23 protein-coding genes are annotated in these 22,637 nt (G+C 35.5%); 12 read left to right on the forward strand and 11 right to left on the reverse strand.

Annotation, left to right across the window (positions count from 1 at the left end; translation table 11 throughout):
* Window positions 1-25 precede the first annotated feature (25 nt).
* The 4 genes from DKG80_RS10545 to DKG80_RS10560 all read right to left on the reverse strand — a co-directional run bounded on the left by DKG80_RS10545 (window position 26) and on the right by DKG80_RS10560 (window position 2,770).
* Window positions 26-592 (reverse strand): redoxin domain-containing protein, encoded by a 567-nt coding sequence (locus DKG80_RS10545; RefSeq protein WP_221409109.1) that lies wholly within the window; start codon window positions 590-592, stop codon window positions 26-28.
* 64 nt (window positions 593-656) lie between these two features.
* Window positions 657-1,271, reverse strand: a complete 615-nt coding sequence (locus DKG80_RS10550) for a 4'-phosphopantetheinyl transferase family protein (RefSeq protein WP_109831310.1) — start codon at window positions 1,269-1,271, stop codon at window positions 657-659.
* Window positions 1,268-2,308, reverse strand: a complete 1,041-nt coding sequence (pdxA, locus tag DKG80_RS10555; protein WP_109831311.1) for a 4-hydroxythreonine-4-phosphate dehydrogenase PdxA — start codon at window positions 2,306-2,308, stop codon at window positions 1,268-1,270. Before pdxA ends, DKG80_RS10550 begins: the two co-directional genes overlap by 4 nt.
* Window positions 2,309-2,770, reverse strand: coding sequence for a type II toxin-antitoxin system RelE/ParE family toxin (locus DKG80_RS10560; RefSeq protein ID WP_162555817.1), 462 nt, complete (start codon window positions 2,768-2,770; stop codon window positions 2,309-2,311). It lies immediately after the preceding gene.
* 99 nt (window positions 2,771-2,869) lie between these two features.
* Between DKG80_RS10560 and rsmA the strand changes: the two genes are divergently transcribed.
* From rsmA to DKG80_RS10580, 4 genes are all read left to right on the forward strand, one after another.
* Window positions 2,870-3,652 (forward strand): 16S rRNA (adenine(1518)-N(6)/adenine(1519)-N(6))-dimethyltransferase RsmA, encoded by a 783-nt coding sequence (gene rsmA, locus DKG80_RS10565; RefSeq protein WP_109831313.1) that lies wholly within the window; start codon window positions 2,870-2,872, stop codon window positions 3,650-3,652.
* Complete coding sequence (gene mgtE / locus DKG80_RS10570) at window positions 3,649-5,013, forward strand: magnesium transporter (RefSeq protein ID WP_245906994.1); 1,365 nt, start codon at window positions 3,649-3,651, stop codon at window positions 5,011-5,013. The genes rsmA and mgtE overlap by 4 nt, the downstream gene beginning before the upstream one ends.
* Window positions 5,014-5,021: 8 nt before the next feature.
* Window positions 5,022-5,957, forward strand: coding sequence for an NAD(P)-dependent oxidoreductase (locus tag DKG80_RS10575; RefSeq protein WP_109831314.1), 936 nt, complete (start codon window positions 5,022-5,024; stop codon window positions 5,955-5,957).
* A gap of 179 nt (window positions 5,958-6,136) precedes the next feature.
* Entirely contained in the window at window positions 6,137-6,775 is a 639-nt protein-coding gene (locus DKG80_RS10580) for a response regulator transcription factor (protein WP_109831315.1), read from the forward strand.
* A gap of 13 nt (window positions 6,776-6,788) precedes the next feature.
* Here DKG80_RS10580 and DKG80_RS10585 read toward each other — a convergent pair whose 3' ends face one another.
* Complete coding sequence (locus DKG80_RS10585) at window positions 6,789-10,307, reverse strand: PAS domain-containing sensor histidine kinase (protein WP_109831316.1); 3,519 nt, start codon at window positions 10,305-10,307, stop codon at window positions 6,789-6,791.
* Between the two features lie 264 nt (window positions 10,308-10,571).
* Here DKG80_RS10585 and DKG80_RS10590 point away from each other — a divergent pair, with 264 nt between their 5' ends.
* Window positions 10,572-11,081, forward strand: coding sequence for a hypothetical protein (locus tag DKG80_RS10590; protein ID WP_109831317.1), 510 nt, complete (start codon window positions 10,572-10,574; stop codon window positions 11,079-11,081).
* A 175-nt stretch (window positions 11,082-11,256) separates the two neighbouring features.
* Here DKG80_RS10590 and DKG80_RS10595 read toward each other — a convergent pair whose 3' ends face one another.
* Window positions 11,257-11,895 (reverse strand): response regulator transcription factor, encoded by a 639-nt coding sequence (locus DKG80_RS10595; RefSeq protein WP_109831318.1) that lies wholly within the window; start codon window positions 11,893-11,895, stop codon window positions 11,257-11,259.
* A 166-nt stretch (window positions 11,896-12,061) separates the two neighbouring features.
* On the opposite strand from DKG80_RS10595, the gene DKG80_RS10600 reads away from it, so the two are divergent.
* Window positions 12,062-12,679, forward strand: coding sequence for a hypothetical protein (locus DKG80_RS10600; protein ID WP_109831319.1), 618 nt, complete (start codon window positions 12,062-12,064; stop codon window positions 12,677-12,679).
* 166 nt (window positions 12,680-12,845) lie between these two features.
* On the opposite strand, the gene DKG80_RS10605 is transcribed toward DKG80_RS10600, so the two are convergent.
* Window positions 12,846-13,118, reverse strand: a complete 273-nt coding sequence (locus DKG80_RS10605) for a hypothetical protein (protein ID WP_162555818.1) — start codon at window positions 13,116-13,118, stop codon at window positions 12,846-12,848.
* Window positions 13,119-13,407: 289 nt separating this feature from the next.
* Between DKG80_RS10605 and DKG80_RS10610 the strand changes: the two genes are divergently transcribed.
* Window positions 13,408-15,312: a RecQ family ATP-dependent DNA helicase gene (locus DKG80_RS10610; protein WP_245906995.1), complete on the forward strand. Its 1,905-nt coding sequence runs from the start codon at window positions 13,408-13,410 to the stop codon at window positions 15,310-15,312.
* A gap of 133 nt (window positions 15,313-15,445) precedes the next feature.
* Window positions 15,446-15,952 (forward strand): hypothetical protein, encoded by a 507-nt coding sequence (locus tag DKG80_RS10615; protein WP_109831321.1) that lies wholly within the window; start codon window positions 15,446-15,448, stop codon window positions 15,950-15,952.
* Window positions 15,953-16,006: 54 nt separating this feature from the next.
* Here DKG80_RS10615 and DKG80_RS10620 read toward each other — a convergent pair whose 3' ends face one another.
* Complete coding sequence (locus tag DKG80_RS10620) at window positions 16,007-16,981, reverse strand: polyprenyl synthetase family protein (protein ID WP_109831322.1); 975 nt, start codon at window positions 16,979-16,981, stop codon at window positions 16,007-16,009.
* Window positions 16,982-17,115: 134 nt separating this feature from the next.
* On the opposite strand from DKG80_RS10620, the gene DKG80_RS10625 reads away from it, so the two are divergent.
* The 3 genes from DKG80_RS10625 (at window position 17,116) to DKG80_RS10635 (ending at window position 19,141) form a co-directional block, all read left to right on the forward strand.
* Window positions 17,116-17,949: an alpha/beta hydrolase family protein gene (locus tag DKG80_RS10625; protein WP_109831323.1), complete on the forward strand. Its 834-nt coding sequence runs from the start codon at window positions 17,116-17,118 to the stop codon at window positions 17,947-17,949.
* A complete protein-coding gene (locus tag DKG80_RS10630; RefSeq protein WP_109831324.1) occupies window positions 17,942-18,703 on the forward strand; it encodes a DUF952 domain-containing protein in 762 nt (253 codons plus the stop codon). The genes DKG80_RS10625 and DKG80_RS10630 overlap by 8 nt, the downstream gene beginning before the upstream one ends.
* A gap of 102 nt (window positions 18,704-18,805) precedes the next feature.
* Window positions 18,806-19,141: an ArsR/SmtB family transcription factor gene (locus tag DKG80_RS10635; protein WP_109831325.1), complete on the forward strand. Its 336-nt coding sequence runs from the start codon at window positions 18,806-18,808 to the stop codon at window positions 19,139-19,141.
* On the opposite strand, the gene DKG80_RS10640 is transcribed toward DKG80_RS10635, so the two are convergent.
* Both DKG80_RS10640 and DKG80_RS10645 read right to left on the reverse strand, forming a co-directional pair.
* Window positions 19,138-19,668, reverse strand: a complete 531-nt coding sequence (locus DKG80_RS10640; protein ID WP_109831326.1) for a hypothetical protein — start codon at window positions 19,666-19,668, stop codon at window positions 19,138-19,140. The two genes, DKG80_RS10635 and DKG80_RS10640, sit on opposite strands and share 4 nt — an antisense overlap.
* Entirely contained in the window at window positions 19,655-20,881 is a 1,227-nt protein-coding gene (locus DKG80_RS10645; protein WP_221409110.1) for a D-alanyl-D-alanine carboxypeptidase, read from the reverse strand. The genes DKG80_RS10640 and DKG80_RS10645 overlap by 14 nt, the downstream gene beginning before the upstream one ends.
* Window positions 20,882-21,045: 164 nt before the next feature.
* Between DKG80_RS10645 and DKG80_RS10650 the strand changes: the two genes are divergently transcribed.
* A complete protein-coding gene (locus DKG80_RS10650) occupies window positions 21,046-22,023 on the forward strand; it encodes a zinc dependent phospholipase C family protein (RefSeq protein ID WP_109831328.1) in 978 nt (325 codons plus the stop codon).
* Window positions 22,024-22,304: 281 nt separating this feature from the next.
* Here the strand turns inward: DKG80_RS10650 and DKG80_RS10655 are convergent, their stop codons facing one another.
* Entirely contained in the window at window positions 22,305-22,505 is a 201-nt protein-coding gene (locus DKG80_RS10655) for a hypothetical protein (protein ID WP_162555821.1), read from the reverse strand.
* Between the last annotated feature and the right edge of the window lie 132 nt (window positions 22,506-22,637).

The following is a 22,637-nucleotide window of genomic DNA, read 5'->3' on the forward strand; positions in this document are numbered from 1 at the left end:
CCCTCAAAAGACTATCTTTCTTGTGCTATTTAATGTGACATCCAATTGGACGTACATAGTTAACAGAGATATTATCTTTTCCGTCTAAAAGATGGTCGATTGCATTTTGAAGATAATTCTCTTTAATGCCTTTATCAGAAAGTGGATTATCATCTATTGCGCCTTGATAAAGCGTCTTATAAGCCCCATCTTTTCTAGTCAAGACGACAACTTCTCCATTTTTTGACACTTTCAGAATACTCTTTATTGTTTGACTCTGGTCTGAAAAATATTGTATCCCTAAATCCTCAGCTCTAGCTCTCATCATAGGGATATTCTCTGGCTCTCCAATACTCGGGTCATTGGAATTAACCAAAACTACATTTACTCCTTGGTCTTGATATTTTTGCTTCATTTTAACAAGACGGCCTTCATATTTCTGAGAATATGGGCAATTGAGACTTGTAAAGACAATAACTAGACCTTTGTCACCAAACAACTGATCTGTACTTAAAAACTCTTTCCTAGACACATCATAAAAAGACATCTCTGCTAGGGATTTACCTTGCCCAAGAACTGTAAAATTTGCTATTATAGCTAGCAGAATGAACATGATTAATTTGACCGCCATAAGACTAAGGTAACTAATCAAAAGAAATGGATCAGCGTTATTTTTTTCAAACAGAATAAACCAAAAAAGACTTTTCTAGCCTCTCCACTTGAAGTGTATACTCTTGATGTACTTCTTCCGTTTTTACAGATGCTTCTATTTGGGAGTCTGACATAGCAGTTACTTGAATATTTTCAGAGAAATTTAGATTCTTTCGCCCATAGATCTTGTAAATAGTTTCTTTAGCTGACCATGCCTTTGTCAGCATTTCTAGATCTGAACCGTACTCTTTTTGTTCCGTTAGGTTGAGATATTTGTTTTTGATTTTAAATAGCTGCGGACGAAGATTCTCAATATCCATTCCGCAAGGAGCTGTTTTGTGAATCAAGCACCCTACAAAATCATCTGTATGGGTAATTGACAGATTCAAATCATACCCTCCTAAGAAGGGCTTGCCATGGTCATCTTTGACTATACCATGATAATCTAACCCTAGAGACCTTACTACTTTTGCTATCAAAACTCGAGATGCAAAATGCTCCTTTTTTTTCCTTGGATGGTAATTTTCAGCCCCTTGTCGTTCTCTGGAATGAACCATCAGTCCTAAATCTTCAATGGACTCTGTAACTTTCCACACTCCCAACGTAGCACCTACTGAAACCGATTTGATAAACTCAATCAAACCAATTCTTCTTTTCTCTGATTGGCAATATCTAAGGCTGTAAAAAGAGCTGTAAGCATGGAACCTGGTTCTGCTATATTTTTACCTACTAAATCGTATGCTGTTCCGTGATCAGGGGAAGTTCTCACTATTGGCAACCCAGCTGTGTAATTCACTCCTGCCGAAAAAACTAAACTTTTAAAAGGTACCAAACCTTGATCATGATACATTGCTAAAATACCATCGAATTTTTTGTATTGTCCAGAACCAAAAAAACCATCTGCGGGAAATGGCCCCATCACCAAACTCCCTTTCGACTTGATAGATTCTACAGCTGGCTTGATGATTTCAACCTCTTCTTTACCTAAAAGCCCATCTTCTCCTGCATGAGGATTTAATCCCAATACAGCAACTTTTGGTTTCAAAACTCCAAAATCCTCTTTAAGGCAAGAAATCATCAGCTTAAGCTTGTCTTCAATGAATTCTTTCTTGATTTTCGATGGCACATCTTTAAGCGGAATATGTCCAGTCAATACACCTACTCTGAGATCCTCTGCTACCATGAACATAAGACCATCTTTAGCTTCAGCCTTTTGAGTAAGATACTCTGTATGTCCTGGAAACTTAAAATCATCATTTTGTATATTCAGCTTATTGATCGGAGCAGTAACCAAAGCATCAATATTTCCTGCTATCAAGTCATTAGTCGCTAGTTCTAGTGCTTTGAAAGCATATTTACCTCCTACATCAGTAGACTTTCCTGGAGTCAATTCTACTGGCTCTTCCCAACAGTTTAGCACATTAACCTTTCTATGGTATACTTTACTCAAATCATTGATTGGAGTAAAATTAAAGTGAGTTGCGTTTAGATTCTTGCGATAAAAAGACATCACTTTAGCTGATCCATAGATGACAGGCGTCATTTGCTTGGTAATCTTATTGTTATCCAAAGATCGGATAATTACCTCTGGACCTATTCCATTGATGTCTCCAATGCTTATGCCAATGATAGGCTTTTTCTCTTTTTTCTGATTTGACTGTCTATTGCCTTTTTCCATCTATATACCTCTACTTTCTATTACCACTATTGACTGCGGTAAGATTCTTATGATCTCGATCTCTCCTTCCAAATAGAATAACAAATATTCACCAATACTTGAGAACCGATAGAACTCACGAATATAATTCATTGGCTGCCCAATCGACTCATCCTTACAAATGTTCTGTATCTTACTCACTATTTCCTTTACCGCATTAGTAGCTATTTCTGCTCCCGATCGCTCCTTTATATGACACCAAAGACCTCTCAGATCATCTAACGCCTGACGACTAATTGATACGTCTCCTATGAACTTAATCATATCTTTTAGATCTCTCAGCTCTTCAGCATTTGCTATCCCAGACTTTTCTCCTTGAATCAAATGACCTATCAGAATTTTAGTTTTCTCTTCTTCATCAACCAAACTATTTAGAGATGAACTTATCCTTACCTGTATATCTGAAGGCTTATTCGTGAACATTGATTTAGAATTCATTGAGGCAAAAATAACTTTCGACTGCCTCATTGCATAATGTGGTGTAATTCACTCAATTTGCAACTCACTAAAAGGGGACTGATCATGACGTATGTAAAACCAAAAAAACGACTGGGTCAACATTTCCTGCGCGACCTTAGCATAGCCGAAGATATCGTCGCTGCTTTATACAGCGGAGCCAATGCGAATCGTGTCATTGAAATCGGTCCCGGCACTGGAGTTCTCTCAGAAATAATCATTTCCGATAAGGAATTTGAAAAGTTGATATTAATGGATCTTGATGAAGAGTCTATCGCTTTTCTTGAGAACAAATACCAAGATAAACGTGTCGATATTGTTCATGCTGACTTTCTCAAGGATGATTTAAAGAAATACTTCGGCGAAGAGCCATTTTCTATTATTGGAAACTTCCCTTATAACATCTCGACTCAGATATTTTTCAAAGTCTTAGACCATAAGGATCAAATCAGAGAAGTAGTAGGAATGCTCCAAAAAGAAGTAGCAGAACGGATTGCTACAAAAGAAGGTAGCAAAACTTATGGTATTCTTAGCGTGTTAATACAAGCATACTATGACGTAGAATATTTATTCACTGTACCGCCTCATGTTTTCGATCCTCCACCAAAAGTTAATTCAGGAGTAATCGCATTAAAAAGGAATAATGTTAAACAATTGGAATGTGATGAAAAACTCTTTATTAAAGTCGTGAAAGCTTCCTTTAGTACCCGAAGAAAGACATTGCGCAATGCATTAAAACCTCTAAATTTGCCCGAATCAATTAGGAGTTTAGAGATACTGAGCAAAAGAGCGGAACAACTATCCGTTGATGATTTCATTGCACTAACACTACAAATCCAAAATACATGATTCAGGACATGGAGTTTGAACTATCCAAAGAGTACCTAGAGCGTTTTACAGAGGCTCTGGACACTCAGGAAGTCGATTTTATCCAATCGACTTTGGATGGAGTGAACCCTGCTGATATTTCTGAATTATTAGAAGAGTTTGATAGTGAAGCCTCCAAATACGTCTTAGGGCTTTTGAAAGCTGACGTGGGAGCCAAAATCATTGTTGATTTAAATGAAGAAGCAAGAGAGAACTTTCTTGAATACTTCTCTGCTGATGAACTATCAATATACATCAATGAGCTAGATTCTGATGATGGTGCAGACTTGTTGGACACATTACCAATCAAACTCAGAGAGGAAGTCATCTCAAATATCACAGATCAAGATAAAGCTAGCAATCTGCTTGAACTGTTACATTATGATGATGATGTAGCGGGTGGTCTAATGGCAAAAGAGCTAATCTGTGCGAATCTTAATTGGACCATTAAACGATGCATAGAAGAAATACGCACTCAAACTGATAAGGTAGAAAAGATTTATTCTGTTTATGTGATCGATGACAATGATGTTTTACTGGGTAGAGTATCTCTTAAAAAAATCATTTTGTCATCTGACAATACGAAAGTCTCTGATATTTATGACGACAGTGTCGTGTCTGTAGAAACTTTCGTGAGTGAAGAAGAAGTTGCTTTCACCATGCAAAAGTATGATCTTGATGCTCTTCCTGTGGTCAATGTTCGTGGTAAGCTGATGGGTAGAATTACTATAGATGATGTAGTAGATGTAATTACAGAACAGGCCGAAGAAGATATACAAATGATGTCAGGTATTTCTGGAGATGTAGAAGAAGATGATAGTGCTTGGATTTTGTCTAAGGCACGCCTTCCCTGGCTTGTGATTGGATTAGTAGGAGGGCTTCTTGGAGCTAAATTCATAAGCCTTTTTGAAAAGGACATAGCTATTATTCCTGCCATGGCATTTTTTATCCCTCTAATCACTGCTACGGGAGGAAATGTTGGAATTCAATCCTCTACATTAGTAGTCCAAAGCTTAGCGAGCCCTAATGCTTTTGAAAACTCGCTGTTCCAGAAAATGATCAAGGTGTTATTTGTAGCGATAATAAATGGAACAATACTTTCAATTATCGTTTTTGGGATTGTAATTTTTTCCACTTCCGATCAGTCAATTGCTGGGACAGTTAGTATCGCATTATTTTCAGTGGTTCTGCTAGCCTCTTTCATGGGAACTATCACTCCTCTGCTTTTAGATAAGTTCGGTGTAAATCCTGCATTAGCTTCAGGACCTTTTATTACTACTGCGAACGATCTACTAGGTCTTGGCGTTTACTTCACAGTTGCACATTTTCTCTACGGACTATAAACCACAATATGCCCGATAATAAAAGAATCCTCATTATTGACCAAATGCATGAGAGCATAACAGATATGGTCAAATCAATCGGATACGAACCTGACTATAGACCTAATATCAAGCGCTCTGAGATCATAGCACTAGAACAACAGTATGTCGGAATGATCGTTCGTAGCAAAACCCCGATTGACGAAGAACTTTTGGTTAATCAAGGTGAACTACAATTCATCGGTCGAGCTGGTGCTGGAATTGACAACCTTGATGTAGACTATTTGCAATGTCGAGATATAGAAATTGTGAATGCTCCTGAAGGGAACCGAGATGCTTTAGGAGAACACGTATTGGGTATGCTACTAAGTCTCTCCAATAATTTACCAAAAGCGGATGATGAGGTTAGAAATTTTATCTGGGACAGAGAAGGTAATAGAGGATTTGAGATTAAAGGCAAAACCGTAGGTCTTCTTGGATATGGATACATGGCTAGTGCGGTCGCACAAAGACTCAAATGCTTTGATTGTGAAGTGATCGCTTTTGACAAATACAAATCCAATTTTAGTGATGAGTTTATTACTGAAGTAGAGTTAGATGAAATATTCGAGCGTGCGGACATTTTCAGCATTCACACACCGTTGACTGACGAAACTAAAGACTTGGTTGACATTAACTTCTTTAAGAAGTTTTCAAAAAATATAATTTTTATCAACTCAGCAAGGGGCGAGATTGTAGAAACGGCAGATCTTCTGGCAGCTATACAATCAGGAAAAGTCACGCACGCAGCTCTGGATGTCCTCGAAAATGAGAAAATGAAAAATCTGAACAACGAACAATTGGATACTTACAAACAGTTGTTCAAACTTCAAAATGTTATTCTCAGTCCGCATATTGGGGGGTGGACTTTTGAATCTTATAAGAATATCAATAAAGTACTTGTTGAAAAAATTGCTAAGCTTTAATAGCTAAAGAGCGAGACATTATTATTTATTGTTAGAATTGTCCTACAGCTTTTTTTATTAAGTTAATTTAGTAAATCAGCCTATCCTACCTCGCTTTAATTGACTATATTAAGTAAGGAAAAACAGCCTAACTGATAGTTTACAACCCACTTAACTTATTATACCGGCTAAAGTCAATTATGAAAATACTATTGGTGGATGATCACCGCATTGTCCGTAAGGCACTAAGTACTGTACTACAAGAAGAACTAAAAGCAGAAGTCATACAAGCTAGTAATGGAGTGGAAGGTATCAACAAATTTGTGCCCGAGGAATTCGACTTCATGATTGCCGACATTAACATGCCTCAGAAAAACGGAATAGAATTAACCAAAGAAGTAAGAAAACTAGATAAAAAAATCAAAATCATAGCGCTGTCTATGATGGACGACTCTTCTTCTATCATAAAAATGATCAAAGCTGGAGCCAATGGCTATGTTCTAAAAGAAGGCGACACTGAAGAGCTTCTGGAGGCAATTAATAAAATAAAAAACAACGAAAAATTCTATTCAGACGGTGTTACTGACAAAATCATGAATAGCCTTGTCAATAACGGTAAAGCTGAAAATCGATCAGAACTCACAAAGAGAGAATTACAAGTTTTAGAGTTAGTACTCAAAGAAAAAAACAATGGTGAAATAGCTGAAGAATTGTTTATAAGTCTAAGAACAGTTGAAACTCACAAGCATAACATCATGGAAAAAACAGGGGCTAAAAATATAGCTGGACTGGTGAAGTATGCTTTGAAAGAAAAACTATTTGATGACCTTTTTTATTAAAAGCTCCCTTATCTCATCTCAAAGGTCTTAGCCTAATGGCTGTTCCTTTTCCTATTTCACTTTCTATTTTTAAATCTAGGTTGATTTCCCGCGATCTCTCGATCATATTTATCCTACCATAGCCTGGAGCAACCGTTTTTGTATCATAGCCTACCCCATTATCTATTATGTCCATGAAAAAGTGATTGACATTACGCACATTTATTCTTATCTGTGAGGAAGAAGAGTATTTAATAGCATTGGAAAGAGCTTCTTGATATATCCTGAAAACATGTGTGGCTTTCGTTAAATCTTCAATCTCAGAATTACCTTTCCAATGAATCTTAATCTCACCAGGGTAAACTCTATTCATCTTTTCAGCCATTGAATAAAAAGCCTCTTCTAAACTGCTGGAACTGGACAGGCCTTCTCCAAAGTTATTGATGATTAACCTGCTTTCATTTACCATCTCTTCCAACAATTCATCTACTTCTAGATAATTACTCCTTACCTCTTTAGGTACCTGTGTACGCAAAGTAAGTCTAGTAGCTACGAGCATTTGACCTATACTGTCATGAACATCACGTGCAATCCTTATTCTTTCCTTTTCTTGACTCAACAACCTTTCATACTCTGTATTTTTTTCGGATTGTATATTTCTAAGAGTAACAAAAATTCTTGGTAAGTTATTCTGACTATGTCTAGAATCCAGCCTACTTAGTACGACTTTGTACCAGTTATACCTAGTCCCATTGTTTACTTGGATTTCATTTTGCGAATAAGAACCTCCATCTATAATCACTTGTAAAGTACCAGAAAACAGTATTCGGTGCTCTTCTTTAATACAATAAAACAGTTCTGCTAGTCCTTTGAATTTATCAAAAAACTTAGCATCTGATTCATTGTAAATAGTAATTATCTTATCCGTTTCTAGATCAATTTCAAACGCCAAAAGTTTTCCGAGCTGCAACAGTGCTTGTAGCTTTTTAATATCCTGCCTCAACTGATCTTTATAATTTTCCTCTTCTGTGACATCCTGTATCACAGACCATATAAACTCACTTCCATTAGCATCTTTTGTTTTTACACCATTGATCAATACGGGGACTCTATGTCGTGTTTTAGTAATTAGTTCTTTTTTATAAGATCCATATTTACCTTCAGTCAATAGATTTTTTAGTTGTTTTTTCTCTTCCGAATAAAACTCCATGGGAGTCAAGTCCCAATTTGTCATCTCTCTGAGCTCTTCTAAAGAGTACTCTGTTATCCTCAAAAACTCAGGGTTTACCTCTAGAAATTTACCTTCTAAGTCGTTTTTAACTATTCCTATGTGAGCATTCTCAAAAAACCTATTGAGATTATGGTTTTTAATTTTTAATTCATCTTGATAAAGGACTTTCTCCGTCACGTCTTGCATTGTTCCATTGACGTATATCAAACCTTGCTCATTATCAAATTCGAAAGTTGCATTTTCCTCTACATACTTTACCATATTCGAATTCGTCATTATTCTATGCGTAATCTTATATGGTACTCTTTTCTCTACACAATATTCAAAGTACTCCTTTAGGTCAATTTGCTCTTGAGGGTGAACGAAACTAAAAAATCCATCCAATGTTCGGTCGAAATACTGAGGCTCGATATCTAATATTCTGTATATCTCATCAGAACATATAAAATCGTTTTTGACTGCATTCAAATGCCAGCTACCCAATTTGGCAATTTTCTGAGATCTATTGAGAAGTTCATTTTTCACCTGAAGCTTTTTTTCTTGTTCTTGATCTTTTGTCAGATCCCTTGCCATGCCATAAAACAACTCCTCCTTCCCTATAGATAAATATATGACTCTCATCTCTACAGGAATCTTAGTACCATCTTTTAGCTTATGACTAGTTACAAACTCTATCAATTTCCCTGACTTCATTTTACTAATGACACTTTTTACTCCTTCACTAGTGAAATAATCATCAAATTCAGTAATCAACTTCCCTTCTAGCTCTGACAATGAATCATATCCCCATAGTTGTAGTGTTTGCTTATTTACAAACTTTATTTCTCCTTTAGCGTCAAGCAAAATAATGGGGTAGGGAGCCGCTTCCTGCATAGCTAGATATACTGACTCAACTTCATCTGCTCTTCTCTGATTCATAACAGTGTCAGTTATGTCTCTTGCAACAGCATAGTACATACTGTTATTAGATACTACCACCCACTCAAGATGCTTGTATACACCTGATTTGGTTTTATATCTATTTCTGAAATTGACGGTATTTTTACTACCTTCTAGCCTCCGAATCTCAACAAGGGTTTTACATAAATCTTCAGGGTGAACAAAGCTCAAAAACTTTTTCCCTTTTATTTCTTTTTTCGAATGACCAATTGTTTTCTCGAACTTTGGATTGTGATCTACAATTAATCCATCAGCATCCGAAATCAAAAAATTATCATAGCATAGATTAAAAAATCTATTAAACTTCTCCAACTCCTGTTGATTCTTCTTTATCTCAGAAAGATTTTCAACCATGGCTATTATTCTCTTTCCTGATAGTGTATTGGGATCTTTTATTTTCCAAACCTTCAATGAAGCAGGGACTATTGTACCGTCTTTTTTTACATAACGTTTCTCTAACGAGTAATTATCAATCTTGCCATCAAGCAAATCTTGGTAGTACACATTGTTCAAGTCAAAGTCCTCGGGATAAGTAAAGTCTTTGAAGGACATATTATAAATCTCCTCGGCTGTATACCCTAAAATATTTTCTAAAGCCTTATTCACTAGATAAGACCGTCCACCAGAAGCAGCTAAAGCAATACCATAGGGCACCTGTTCAAAAAGCGTACGAAAAACCCTCTCGTCATCTTTATAATTTGTTATATCCCTTACTATGACGAAGTACTTTTTCTCATCATCAACAACTAATACTTTTAATTTAACTTCAACAGGGATAAGAGTACCATTTTTAGCAATTTGCTCAGATTCAAACGTTAAAACCTCATTGACCCTAAGTTTGGAAAATCGTTCTTCGACATCTCCAGAGTCTTTAATAACTATAGAGCACATCGACTTACCCATTAACTCTTCACTGCTATACCCTGTCAATGTACTCATATGTTCATTGACAAAGTCAATGCTACCAGTAGAATTCATCGTGAACATAGCCTCTGGAATATTATTTAAGATATCACTTAATAGGCCATTACAAACTCTATCTTTTTGAATTTCATTTAGAACAGTAATGACTTCACCTTCAATTGGCGAGGATACACTCACTTTAAAAGTAGTATCTAATGAATCGAAATACAGTTCCCTTTCAAAGTGATCATTGCAATAAGCTACTTTGTAAAAATCATCCAGCCATTGTTCCTTTTGTTTGTCATCAGAAATGTCAAATATTTCAAACAAGCTTTTCCTAATGAGTCTTTCTCTAGGGCTTTGAAAATAAAACTCAAACCCTTGATTCACCTCGGTTAACTCGGCTTCTACAGGTTTATTGGTTGAATTCAATATCAATCGAAATCTAGAATAGGCTAATAAATTGTCAGTGAGGTTCATATCATTGAATGTTAGCTTGGTTGATTCCTAATTAGAGAAAAACCTAAAAAGAAAAACTGAATAAAAAACTGTATTTGGTTCTAAGTGTATTTCCAGCTTCCAATATCAACTCTTAAGAAAAATCTCTAAGTGGTATTGGTATAAATCTAATCCGTTTTAAACGTACCGTTTTTACGTGTATCTCGGAAAAATATATGCGGTTATTTCCCATAGAAAACCATGTAGTCAATTTACAAACTTTGTTATACACCAAACAAAACAGTCATGAAAACTCTTATCACATTTTCATTTTTTTTGTTGTCTATAGCAACATGTTTGTCTCAGGAAATCCCCGTGATTACTTCAACAGCTCTCGTTGATTTCACAATAGAAGGCTCAAAAGTAGGTTGGAGTGTAGGAAAACCTTATTTATTTGAATACAAAAATTCAGATGATCAAATAATAATGGATACGGGATTATTTTATCAGTATGATGTAATGACGATGACTTCATTCTCTGAATCTCAAGAAGCTAGAGAAGAAATGGATAGATTATCTAAAATTCAGAATCGTGAAGTAGCAACTGGAGGTATTTATGTGGGAATAGAAGCTAGAAGGGATAAGATACGAACGGGTCTAAATCTACGTGCTGGCATTAAAAATGGTGAAGACTTAATTGTAATTCCAACAATAACTGTAGCAAGGCAGGTTTTGAATTTTTTATCGGTAGGTACAGGATTATCAATTAGGTCGGACTTAAACCCCGGAATACAGTTTTTTGTAGCGTTCAAATAATACTCAACGAGATCTTTCAACCAGACAATCTTGATGAATGAAGCAAAAAACTGTAAACCATTTTAAGAAAGAACTTTGTTCTTAGTCGTTCATACCTGATTTAATCCAACCGAAAATACTCAATTAAGAGTGACTAGTTTGGTGGGGCTGTCATTTTATGGCAGCTCCAAACTAGCTAGTAGAATAAATCCTGAAACAATTTTTGATTCAAGGCAAACCTTACAAGCCCAGCCATATTTTTAGCATTAGCTTTCTCTATTATATTATGCTTATGAGTCTCAACGGTTCGATGACTGATCGAAAGTTGTTCAGCGATCTCGGTATTACTCTTTTCCTCTAATAGTAACCTTAGTATCTCCATCTCTCGGTTCGTCAGATCCACTTTAGGATATTTCTTCTTGTTGTAAGTAACACTATTCATAATAATATCCTTGACAGCATTCGAATAATATTTCTGTTTATTTTGAACAGCCTCTATCGCCTTTACTAACTCTTCAGTATCTCCCGACTTAAGTAGATATGCATCTACATCCATACCAAGCATTTTCTTAATAGAAGCTGAATCCTTCATCATTGACAGGGCTATTACTGGAGTTTCGATTTTATAAGACCTAAGTTCCCTTACGAATTCAACTCCATCTTTTTCAGGCATACAGATGTCTGTTATTATCAAATCGACTGTCTTCTTCTTTAGTTCAATCAAGGCTTCATCAGCTGTAGCGCATTCTAGCACCTCAGCCTCTAACCGTTTTTGTAAAAACTTACTTAAGACGTTATGAACGATTTTATGATCATCAAGTAATAGTATTAACATACAGGGTTGGTGTTTTTTGTTGAAAAAGAATATTGATAATACCTCAAATTACTAAAACGCTGAAACTATATCTACGGGATACACTTATATTTTGAAATGATAAATCCCCTGATGCATAATGTGTAACTAGAATTGACCTTTGTATATAACCATCAAACACAAGGTCATGAAAGCACCTAAGTTTATATTGTTTTTTATCATACTTTCAGTTGTCCACTGTAATGCAGACAATGGTAAGAAGGGTCAAGAACTAATGGAGGTTTATAAGCTATTCAAAAAAGCAGAATCTGAAGACTTAATTTCTGGAATGCTCGATCTTGATTTCGAACTAGCTAAGAAGAATACAACATATGTTCCTAAAGGATGCAATATAGATACAATGTATTTTCAAAATGACAAACTGAATAGATGGGCATTGTTTCGTTCTGTAGACTTAGGATACCTGAAAGATTTAGACGTGACCATAGCTATGGAAGTATCTAACGCTGATCAGAACATTCTGGAGTTTATCAGCAACGTCGCTGAAGAGTTCCCTGATATTACCATAGAAAGTCAAATGGAAGCGAATACTTATGTAATCAAAAATCTTCAAAAAGATCTATGGGTAGTAGATGATCGATGGACAGTGGAAACTTACACGCCAATTGATAATCTATTTACTTATAAACTATCTGATTTGGGTGATTACTTATTGATAGAAATGACAGAAACCGTTCCTAGAAAAACCATAAGAAAAAAAGATGTTAAACAAAATGTACGAGATATGACAATCAGCTCTAAATAGCCCCTAAACCAACTAAACCTTAATTTTCGAACACCTCTAAACCAGCTAAACCTTAATTTTTAAAACACTCCTAGACCAACTTGTTTTGAATATTTAGTATTGGAACACTAGCATGAGACTTGTAATAGATTCTATTACGGTCTCATGTGTTTCCTTTTTAAGTTAGTCATGCTATTTTCAAATTCGTTCTTTCATCAGGACACCCAGTGTTAGTTTTTTCACCCTTTTCACAAGGACATAGATCATATAAGTTGATAATTCCATCTCCATCAAAATCGCCAAACTTATCTAAAGTGATACCGTTTTCAGTATTTTGTTTTTCAACAGCCTTATTACCAATTACACTTACGCTTTTACTAGACTTCTTCTCCTTACACTGAACTGAACTACTAACAAACATCAAAACCATCATTAGAAATACGAACTTCATTATTCTCATTACCCTTCTATTTGCTAAACCTTAATTTTTCACAATGCTTTTAACATATCATAAAGTCTTTATGTGACTTTTAGTATGTCTGATCAAAAGTAGTATTGCTACCACTTGGATTTTCGGAAAGTAGTCGAGAGGTAAAACAAAAAGGCCGAAATGTAAAAAATGGAGGACAACTGGTAACTATAAAAATGTATATTTCGATAATGATCATACACGGTTTTAAGTAGCAAATCAATTAAAGACCATAATACAGATCCCTTAAAGTACATTTTCAAGTACTATTTTAGCACTCTTGACAACTATACAAGACATACTAAAAAAATACTGGGGCTATGAGAGCTTCAGGCCTATGCAGGAAGATATTATCCAATCGGTTTTAGACGGACATGACACTCTAGCGCTTTTACCAACTGGTGGTGGAAAGTCAATCTGTTTTCAAGTTCCTGCTATGTTAATGGACGGAATGTGTGTAGTTATTTCACCTTTGATCGCGTTGATGTCAGATCAAGTAGATCAACTCAAAAAACGAGGTATTCGTGCTGCATCACTGTACTCTGGTCAGCCTCATCGAGAAATTGATGTATTACTTGACAATTGTATTGGCGGACATATGAAGTTTCTTTACGTTTCTCCTGAAAGATTAAAATCCGAGATATTCGTAGAGCGGCTCAAGCAAATGAATGTCTCTATGATCGCTGTAGACGAAGCTCACTGTATTTCTCAATGGGGGTTTGATTTCCGTCCTTCTTATCTGGATATCAATTCTATCTACCCTTATATAGAAAATGCTAAAAAAATAGCTTTAACAGCTACTGCTACTAAAGAGACCAAAAAAGATATCTGTGAAAAACTAAGCTTCCAAAACCCAAATACTTTTCAAAAATCATTCGCACGAAAAAATCTATCTTATTCAGCATTCCAAATTGAAAACAAGGGTCCTAAAATGCTTGAAATCCTTCGAAACGTAAAAGGGAGTGCGATTGTCTATGTACGTAGTCGTAGGGAAACCGAAAATGTCTCTCGATTTCTTTATCAAAATCAAATTACCTGTGATTTTTACCATGCTGGGCTTGATTCTAAAACACGGGCTCGCAAACAACAAGAATGGATAGAAAACCGTCGCAGAGTCATGGTAGCCACCAATGCCTTTGGTATGGGAATTGATAAACCAGATGTCAGGGTAGTAGTACACTTGGATCTACCTGATTCTTTAGAAGCTTACTATCAAGAAGCTGGAAGAGGGGGAAGAGATGAAAAAAGAGCTTTCTCAGTATTACTCTATTCACAGACTGATGTTTACAATCTCAAGAAAAACGAAGAACGAAGGAATCCTCCACTAGAATTCGTTCAAAGAGTGTATCAAAGTATTGCAAATTATCTCAAACTGGCCGTAGGTAGTAGCGAATTTCAAAGCTTCAACTTTGAACTTAAAGTATTTGCTGACACATATAACCTAAATGCACTGGACACTCACTATGCTGTACTAAAGCTACAGGAAATGGGCCTAATCAATATCAATGATAATATGGGAAGGGCGAGCTCTGCTAAGATTAGTACAAATCAGAACGAACTTTATAAATTTATGATAGCCAACTCTAATATGGAGCCTGTCATGAAAGCTTTGCTTAGACTTTACGGTGGGATATTATATACTGACTTTACTCATATTTATGAGTTTGAAATCGCAAAACTTTGTAAAAGCAATCAGTCTGATATCATCCAAAAGCTTAAAAGTCTTCATAAAATGGATATCATTATCTATGATCAGCTAAAAACCAAACCACAACTAACTTACCTGACCCCCCGCCTCGAGATTAGTGCTCTTAAGCGACCTTACAAACAAGCAATGGAGCGCCGCAAAATAATCCATGAAAAAATCGAAGCGATGACCCGATATGCCGAAAATAATTCCATCTGTAGAACTCGAATATTTCAGGAGTATTTTGATGAGGTGACCTATATTAACTGCGGTACTTGTGATGTTTGTATCAATGCTAAGAAAAAAGAAAATATGCACGATGCACTAGACGTTACCAAATCTAAGATTCTTGAAAACCTAAAATACCTTCCCTCTCAACTTGATGAACTAAAAATTCAAATTCAGGTAAACGATGACTTTTTGTACTCTGAAGCCATTAGGGAATTGATCGATGAAGAAAAAGTGTTATTGAATGGAATGAAAGTTTCTCTTTCTTAGTTTACTTTCTTCATCATGTTCAATTTAAAAGTTAGTTTTAGAATGGCATAGCAAAGACAAATAGTGCTTTAATCTAAAACTAAACCCCAGTTAATTGTTTTCCTTCCCAAATTTTACTTTCAATAAACAAACTATGATCAAATTTTTAATATCTATTCTGTTACTAACTTTTCTATCTAGTTTCTGTTATTGTCAACCAACTTATACTCTAGAGGCTTTATCTTTTGAAAAATTCACTAATATCGAAGGGTATGTCAATGGTTATCAAGACACAAGAAGAAAATGCTTAGCTGTTAATGCTGGTAGAGTAGCATATAGAGATAAATACGCTGCTGCTCAAACCACATTTAAAGGCAAATCGGGAAAATACAAGTTGTCATTAACTACTCTTCTCGAAGACGACGGTGAATCTACTTATAAAATCAAAGTCAATAACAAATACATCGGCGAGGTAATTAAGAACGAAGTGTCTGAAAAAAACTATAAAGAGCAGATTAACCCTCTTCCTAACAAAGTCAGAATCAAAAATGGTGATACTATTATGATTGAATTTATGGCTGTTACAAATGGTAAAATCCCTGAAGGTAACGGCACTGCATATGCACGAGGAAGATGGAGAAGGTTAGAACTGACTAAATAAATATAGGATACTCTTCAATAATAACTACCAAATATGCGAGTACCCAATAATAATTTACTTTGTCCTATCTATCGTAAATTGTACCAATTGCTCTAAAGAAGTTCGTTTTTCTGATTTTGGGAAAGTATGTAGAATATCAATAGCATCAGAGTGAAACTTATTCATGACCTCAGTAGCGTATTCGATTCCACCCTTTTCTTTAACAAACGCAATTACCTCGTTCACCTTAGCACTATCCTCACTATGTTTTTTTATGGTCTTGATGATATGCTTTTTTTCAACTTTACTAGAATTGTTCAATGCGTGAATAAGAGGAAGTGTCATTTTCTTCTCACGAATATCAATACCTAGTGGCTTACCTACTTCCTGAGTACCATAATCAAATAAATCATCTTTGATCTGAAAGGCCATACCTACTTTCTCACCAAACTCACCCATAGACTGAATAGCCACAGGATCTCCTCCTGCCGAAGCTGTACCAACCTTACAGCAAGCTGTAATCAAACTAGCGGTTTTTTGACGAATGATTTCATAATACACTTCCTCAGTGATATCAAGTTTCTTGGCTTTTTCCATTTGTAGGATCTCCCCTTCACTCATCTCACGAATGGCTTCAGACACAATTTTCAGCAGATCAAAATCGCCATGATCTATTGACAGTAGCATCCCTCTGGAAAGTAGAAAATCTCCTACCAAAACTGCAATCTTATTTTTCCAAAGTGCATTAACTGAAAAGAAGCCTCGACGGTAAGTGGACTCATCTACTACATCATCATGGACAAGAGTAGCCGTATGGAGTAATTCTATCAACGAAGCTCCTCTATAAGTAGAATCCCCTATCTGACCAACGGTACCTGCACTCAAGAAAACGAACATAGGACGCATCTGCTTACCTTTTCGCTTCACGATGTAAGTCATAATTTTATCCAGAAGCATCACATTACTTTTCATTGATTGTCGGAACTTTTTCTCGAAGTCCAACATTTCTTTAGAAATGGGTGCTTGAATGTCTTTTATCTTGATAGCCATGATTTGGGCACAATATTAATTCGAAATATGTAATTCAGTAGTTAAAACCTTAGAGTAATAAGTTTTATCCTTGATTTAGCCTATGTATACGGACGCCTATAGTTATTTTACCCATATACTATCTTAAAATAAACATGAAAGTCCAAGAAATAACACTTACATCGAAATTAGGTAGACCATTTGGAATTGATATACGCTCTGGATCTGAAGACAGTTCCCAGCCTATAATATTATATGTTCATGGATTTAAAGGTTTCAAAGACGCAATGCATCAAAACGAAATCGCTACTAACATAGCTAGCAAAGGCTTTGCGTTTGTAAAAATGAACCTATCTCACAATGGTGTCACTCCAGAACACCCTATTGACTTCGTAGACTTAGAAGCGTTTGGACAAAACAATTTCACCAAAGAATCTGATGATATTGAAACTGTCATAGATTTTATATTAAGTAGTGATTTCCCTCTTAAATGTGATAAAAATAAATTGTATCTGATTGGACATAGCCGAGGAGGTGGGATTTCATTGATAAAAACGGCAGACGACAGACGAATAAAAAAACTGGTAACCTGGGCATCTGTTGCCGACTTCGTATGGAGATGGGATCAAAACGCCTTGGATTACTGGCGTAGTGAAGGAACTATCTACGTAGAAAACTCTAGAACTAATCAACAAATGCCTCTTCATTACCAAATAGTGGAAGATTTTTACAAGCAAGGAGATAGATACATTATTGACAAGAGAGTAAAAGAAATACATGTACCAACTCTCTGTATTCACGGAACAAAAGATGAGACAGTACCATTAGATCATCAAGATCAATTAAAATCTTCTAACCCTACTTTCAAAACAGCAGTAATAGAAGGAGCAGCACATACTTTTGGTGGGGTTACTCCTTGGACAGATCGTGAACTTCCTGATCACACCAAACAGCTAATCCAAATTACAGTTGACTTTTTACATGGCTAAAAATATGATACCTATTCTCCAAAAATGTTATCTAAAAAAACAAGGTGATGAACAAAACAAAATTGAAATTACTCATGCTCACTTAATCATCACTTTAAAAGGCAACATTAATCAATATCACTATGACCAAATAAGCTCCATTAATGTAACTCCAAAAAAGTTGATTATTCCTCTAATATTAGGTGGGATAGGTGCTAGTCTATCCATGTTAGCATTATCTATAGGATGGTATAATTATCAAATTAATCTTATGTGTGTCTTTATCTTTTTTGGTTGGTCCTATTATGGATTCATAGGACGAGATGCCATTGTAATTCAAGAGAAAGACAATCAGTCTATTTTTCTCATTCAATCACACCCGGATATCATAAAAGAGTTCGTAAATCAATTTAATGAGCGTAAATGGAAAATATCGAGGCTCAAGCCTGAATTAATCTATCACGTGGTCGAAATTGAACAATGGCAAAACCAATCCACTAGTTATGAATACGCTCCTGAATCAATGATCTCAGAAGGTTTTATCCACGCGAGTACCCAAGAACAATTGGAAGAAAGTATTCAGTTATATACTGATCCAGTAAAAAAATACATCGTTTTGGCTATACATAGCCCTTGGTTACTTTCCCCACTCAAATGGGAATACTCCAATCGCCGTCAAAGTAGCTTCCCACACATATATGGTAAAATCAATAAAAGTGCTATCATCAAAGCTACTATCCTCCAATCTGAAGCATTTGAAGATAAACTAAGCTAACTCGATACTGAAAGTTTTAACAGTTTTGAAATTTTAAATTAACATTAAATTAACATTATCGTAAAATCCCTATATTTGCAATGAAGAAAATGTCCGAGAAATATGGGGTTGACTAAGAGCGAAATATTTACAGAGAAACAAAATCAAATAGCCATGATGGCAAAGGCGCTTGGACACCCTGCTCGCATAGCTATCATACAGCACTTGATAGAAGCCAATGCTTGTATATGCGGTGAAATTGTAGGAGAACTAGGACTTGCTCAAGCAACTGTATCTCAACATTTGAAAGAATTAAAAACGGCTGGATTCATCAAAGGAACTATTGAAGGCACCAGTGTTTCTTATTGTATTAACACCGAGAATTGGAATAAAATTAAAGAGATTTTTGGTAGCTTCTTTGACGTCCAATTATCTCTAAATGATAATGATTGCTGCTAATCAGGCAACTTAGAATACTCATATTGATGGAGCCAAATAGCTCTTGAAGAGTGTTTTTTCATGAACTTATTGTGTTTTGAAATTGAAGTAATTGAAATACCGAGTGAGTCAAAAACTTGCTCGGGCACTCCCCAAAATATCAGCTTTTCCCCTAGCACTTCAAACTTATAGATACTATACATTGGTTTTATGTCTACACCTTCTAAAAAAGTCATATTAGCATACCGTACTGCATCAATTTGACTTTCAAACCCTCGAAACAACATCACATCACTTGCTGTCTCTATACTATCAGGAACTAACTTGATAATATACTCATGCAAATTGAAAGGCCGTATCTCTATACTATTGGTACCATAGCTCAATTCTGAAGAATCTGACAATAGTAAGCCTCTCTCAAACCTCCATTTTCCTACTAAATCTGATTTATTAGTTTGAATCTTAGGATCGCTAAGTGGATATGAAACTCTATATTCTTGACATGCTAAACAAAGTAGCATTAAAAACATTAGTTTAATACTCTTCATGAATCATTCGTAAAACCTTCTCCATTTGACTCTTAACAGGACTAGATCTACCCGAATAATTATTATTCATAAATGAGAAAAACAAATTACGGCCAGACCTAGTCGTAATCACTCCTGTTAAATTATGATTGTTACTCAATGTACCTGTTTTCGCAAAAACGAAAGGTGATTCTCCTTCGTTGGCTTTATACCAATGACGAATCGTACCATCCACGCCTCCGATCGCAAGCATCGATTTTAACTCATCCATATCCACTTCTCTCCCAATTTTAACCAACAACTCTATCATAAAACGTGGAGTGGCTAAGTTGTACCTGGACAGACCAGATCCATCCTTCCAAATAGGCTGGTTTTTTACATCTTGAAAGAAATTACGTTTTACGTATTCACGAATTGTAGAAGACCTCATTGCCAATCCCATTTGTGTACAAATCAAATAATGTAAATGTTCTGCAATCAAATTATCACTTGCTTTGAGCATGTAGGCGTATAAACGCTTTGAAGGCATAGAGTAAAACGTGTTTGGGAAATCCATATACCTTGTATCGAGCCAGCTTAACTCTTTATTCAAAGTGTCTGAAAGTAACTCGACTATCAGTTCATCGGATACAATAAAAGGAACACGGTTCTTATGTTGACTTCTAGAAGTATCAGGCTTATAATTAAAAGAGTTAATATTTTTAATTCGCTGAGGAGATGAATTTGTTTCTGATAAAATTTCCGTATAATCTTTAAAAAAAGTAGGCAGTACCTGAAAAACTTTGGTTGTAGAATCATAAACAAAGCTCACTTCGTTCCCATAGATAGGAAACCCAGATCTCTCAGGTTGGTAATAATATTCATAATCCTCCCAAGTCCATCCAGCTGCTTGAGAACGATCATAAAATAACGGAGAAACGTAAACTAAATCTTCTTTTCGGTCTTTTAAAAATTCAAAAGTAGGCTGATCTTTAAAAACAATATTTAAGAAAGATGGATCACCAGTACCAGTAAAAAACAATGTATCGTTTTGGGTTCGGTATTTGAGTGCAGGTATTGAATCACCTAAAAGTTTTAGACCTGCGTAGTAGGTCAAAAGCTTGGTATTAGATGCTAGATTAAAATATTTATCAGCATTCCATTCATACAAGTATTGATCCAATAGAGGGTCGTACAGAGAAAAACCTGTAAAATGAGAATTGAAGTAATCAGACTTCTCCAAACTGTTTTTCATTCTCACTGTTAGTTGCTTTGACTTCATGATTGCGCAACCACTCAGTACGAACAGAGATAAACAGAGAATTTTGATTTGAACCTTCATAATTGACGGAAAATTAAACGGGCAATTTCTATATCGCTAACTTTCCATTTTAATTTTACTCTATCAAATTAATCTCCTTGAAAAAGCTATCTTTCATTTTCATAATATATCTCTTTTATCAAACGACTTCTTACTCAAAACCTCCGTCTTGGGGATTTTTTGCACATAAAGAAATCAATCGATTAGCTGTTTTTACAATACCACAAGATCTCATGCCTTTTTTCAAAAAGCATATTGTATCAATCTCAGAAAATGCTGTTAATCCAGACAAACGTAGATACTCTCTCAAAAATGAAGCTCCTAGACATTTTATTGATCTAGATGTATATGGAAAAGACGGACTCAAAGAAGTTCCGCATCGATGGGATAGTGCGGTTTCAAAATACTCTGAAGACACTTTATTATCATATGGAATCGTTCCATGGCATACATATAGAGTCTACCACTGGCTTAGAAAAGCGTTTGAAGAAAAAAATCTGGACGCTATTTTAAGACACTCGGCTGATTTAGGACATTATATTGCTGACGCTAACGTTCCATTACACACTACGGAAAATTATAATGGTCAACTCACTCATCAGCATGGTATTCATGGTTTTTGGGAATCTCGGCTTCCTGAGTTATATTCTAAAAACTATGACTTTTTTGTAGGCAGAGCTAATTACATTCCCGACGTACAAGAATACATTTGGACGGCAATAGAAAAAGCTCACCTTGCTAAGGATTCTGTTTTACTACTGGAACAGAAACTTAATGAAGAAACAAAACCTGGTAAAAAGTACTCCTATGAAACCCGTGGTGCCACGAATGTAAAAGTCTATTCAAAACCATATAGCTACAAATACCATATGCTTCTTAATGGTATGGTTGAACGAAGAATGAGAGCTAGTATAAAAATGATTGGTGATATATGGTATACTGCTTGGGCTGATGCTGGTCAACCTGAACTTTCTGAGTTACTGACTTTGGACCTTACTGATAAAGAAAAGAGAAAGCTAAATGAAGATAAAACAAAGTGGGAAAGTAGAACTGTGAAAAGCAGGGAACACAATTAAAGGCAATCTATTTATTTAATGAAAATCTAAAATTACCTTTTTAAACCAGTAAATTTTCTTGCTCCTCCTTATTCTACAAACACAAGAGTTTATTGTATATAATCAAATAATCCGTTATTTGAATTAAAGAGTAGACACTTAACTTAAGACATAAAAGCACTATTGCTTAGTGAAAGGGAAGTTAATTATTAACATAAAAAACCTCCCATTTCAATACCCTTCTCAAAAATCTATTCGCTGACAAAATATACATCTATATAATACTGAAGCTACCTTAAAACTCACCAAGAATACGAAGGGTCAATACTCATTTCACGAGCTCTGTTTAAATTCTTAACAACTGTATTAGCCAGTGTTTCTTGATATATTTCAAATACATGCAAGATATTGGCGTCATATATTCGGGAGTAATCCGCTACTACCTTAGACATCTCGTACACCTCTTCCTTCACATTATATATTACTATTAAAATTTCGTACATAGCTGTTTTATTTAGTTGAATACTCAAAGCAACTAATGAATCGGCTATGTAAGTCTTGTAATAAGTTGAATGGAAGGTAGGCATCGACAACATGTGCTATTGCTGTGTCAAATTGTTAAATAATATCAGACT

Source organism: Reichenbachiella versicolor (genome assembly GCF_003171675.1).
Lineage (GTDB): Bacteria > Bacteroidota > Bacteroidia > Cytophagales > Cyclobacteriaceae > Reichenbachiella > Reichenbachiella versicolor.

Bases quoted from the DNA above. Each gene is read 5' to 3' on its own strand.
- DKG80_RS10620 (WP_109831322.1), bottom strand. From the start codon at position 16,981: ATGGCTATCAAGATAAAAGACATTCAAGCACCCATTTCTAAAGAAATG.
- DKG80_RS10630 (WP_109831324.1), top strand. From the start codon at position 17,942: ATGGCTAAAAATATGATACCTATTCTCCAAAAATGTTATCTAAAAAAA.
- DKG80_RS10590 (WP_109831317.1), top strand. From the start codon at position 10,572: ATGAAAACTCTTATCACATTTTCATTTTTTTTGTTGTCTATAGCAACA.
- DKG80_RS10575 (WP_109831314.1), top strand. From the start codon at position 5,022: ATGCCCGATAATAAAAGAATCCTCATTATTGACCAAATGCATGAGAGC.
- DKG80_RS10635 (WP_109831325.1), top strand. From the start codon at position 18,806: ATGGGGTTGACTAAGAGCGAAATATTTACAGAGAAACAAAATCAAATA.
- DKG80_RS10585 (WP_109831316.1), bottom strand. From the start codon at position 10,307: ATGAACCTCACTGACAATTTATTAGCCTATTCTAGATTTCGATTGATA.
- DKG80_RS10605 (WP_162555818.1), bottom strand. From the start codon at position 13,118: ATGAGAATAATGAAGTTCGTATTTCTAATGATGGTTTTGATGTTTGTT.
- DKG80_RS10595 (WP_109831318.1), bottom strand. From the start codon at position 11,895: ATGTTAATACTATTACTTGATGATCATAAAATCGTTCATAACGTCTTA.
- pdxA (WP_109831311.1), bottom strand. From the start codon at position 2,308: ATGGAAAAAGGCAATAGACAGTCAAATCAGAAAAAAGAGAAAAAGCCT.
- DKG80_RS10545 (WP_221409109.1), bottom strand. From the start codon at position 592: ATGTTCATTCTGCTAGCTATAATAGCAAATTTTACAGTTCTTGGGCAA.
- DKG80_RS10640 (WP_109831326.1), bottom strand. From the start codon at position 19,668: ATGAAGAGTATTAAACTAATGTTTTTAATGCTACTTTGTTTAGCATGT.
- DKG80_RS10645 (WP_221409110.1), bottom strand. From the start codon at position 20,881: ATGAAAAACAGTTTGGAGAAGTCTGATTACTTCAATTCTCATTTTACA.
- DKG80_RS10580 (WP_109831315.1), top strand. From the start codon at position 6,137: ATGAAAATACTATTGGTGGATGATCACCGCATTGTCCGTAAGGCACTA.
- rsmA (WP_109831313.1), top strand. From the start codon at position 2,870: ATGACGTATGTAAAACCAAAAAAACGACTGGGTCAACATTTCCTGCGC.
- DKG80_RS10600 (WP_109831319.1), top strand. From the start codon at position 12,062: ATGAAAGCACCTAAGTTTATATTGTTTTTTATCATACTTTCAGTTGTC.
- DKG80_RS10625 (WP_109831323.1), top strand. From the start codon at position 17,116: ATGAAAGTCCAAGAAATAACACTTACATCGAAATTAGGTAGACCATTT.
- mgtE (WP_245906994.1), top strand. From the start codon at position 3,649: ATGATTCAGGACATGGAGTTTGAACTATCCAAAGAGTACCTAGAGCGT.
- DKG80_RS10615 (WP_109831321.1), top strand. From the start codon at position 15,446: ATGATCAAATTTTTAATATCTATTCTGTTACTAACTTTTCTATCTAGT.
- DKG80_RS10560 (WP_162555817.1), bottom strand. From the start codon at position 2,770: ATGTTCACGAATAAGCCTTCAGATATACAGGTAAGGATAAGTTCATCT.
- DKG80_RS10655 (WP_162555821.1), bottom strand. From the start codon at position 22,505: ATGTACGAAATTTTAATAGTAATATATAATGTGAAGGAAGAGGTGTAC.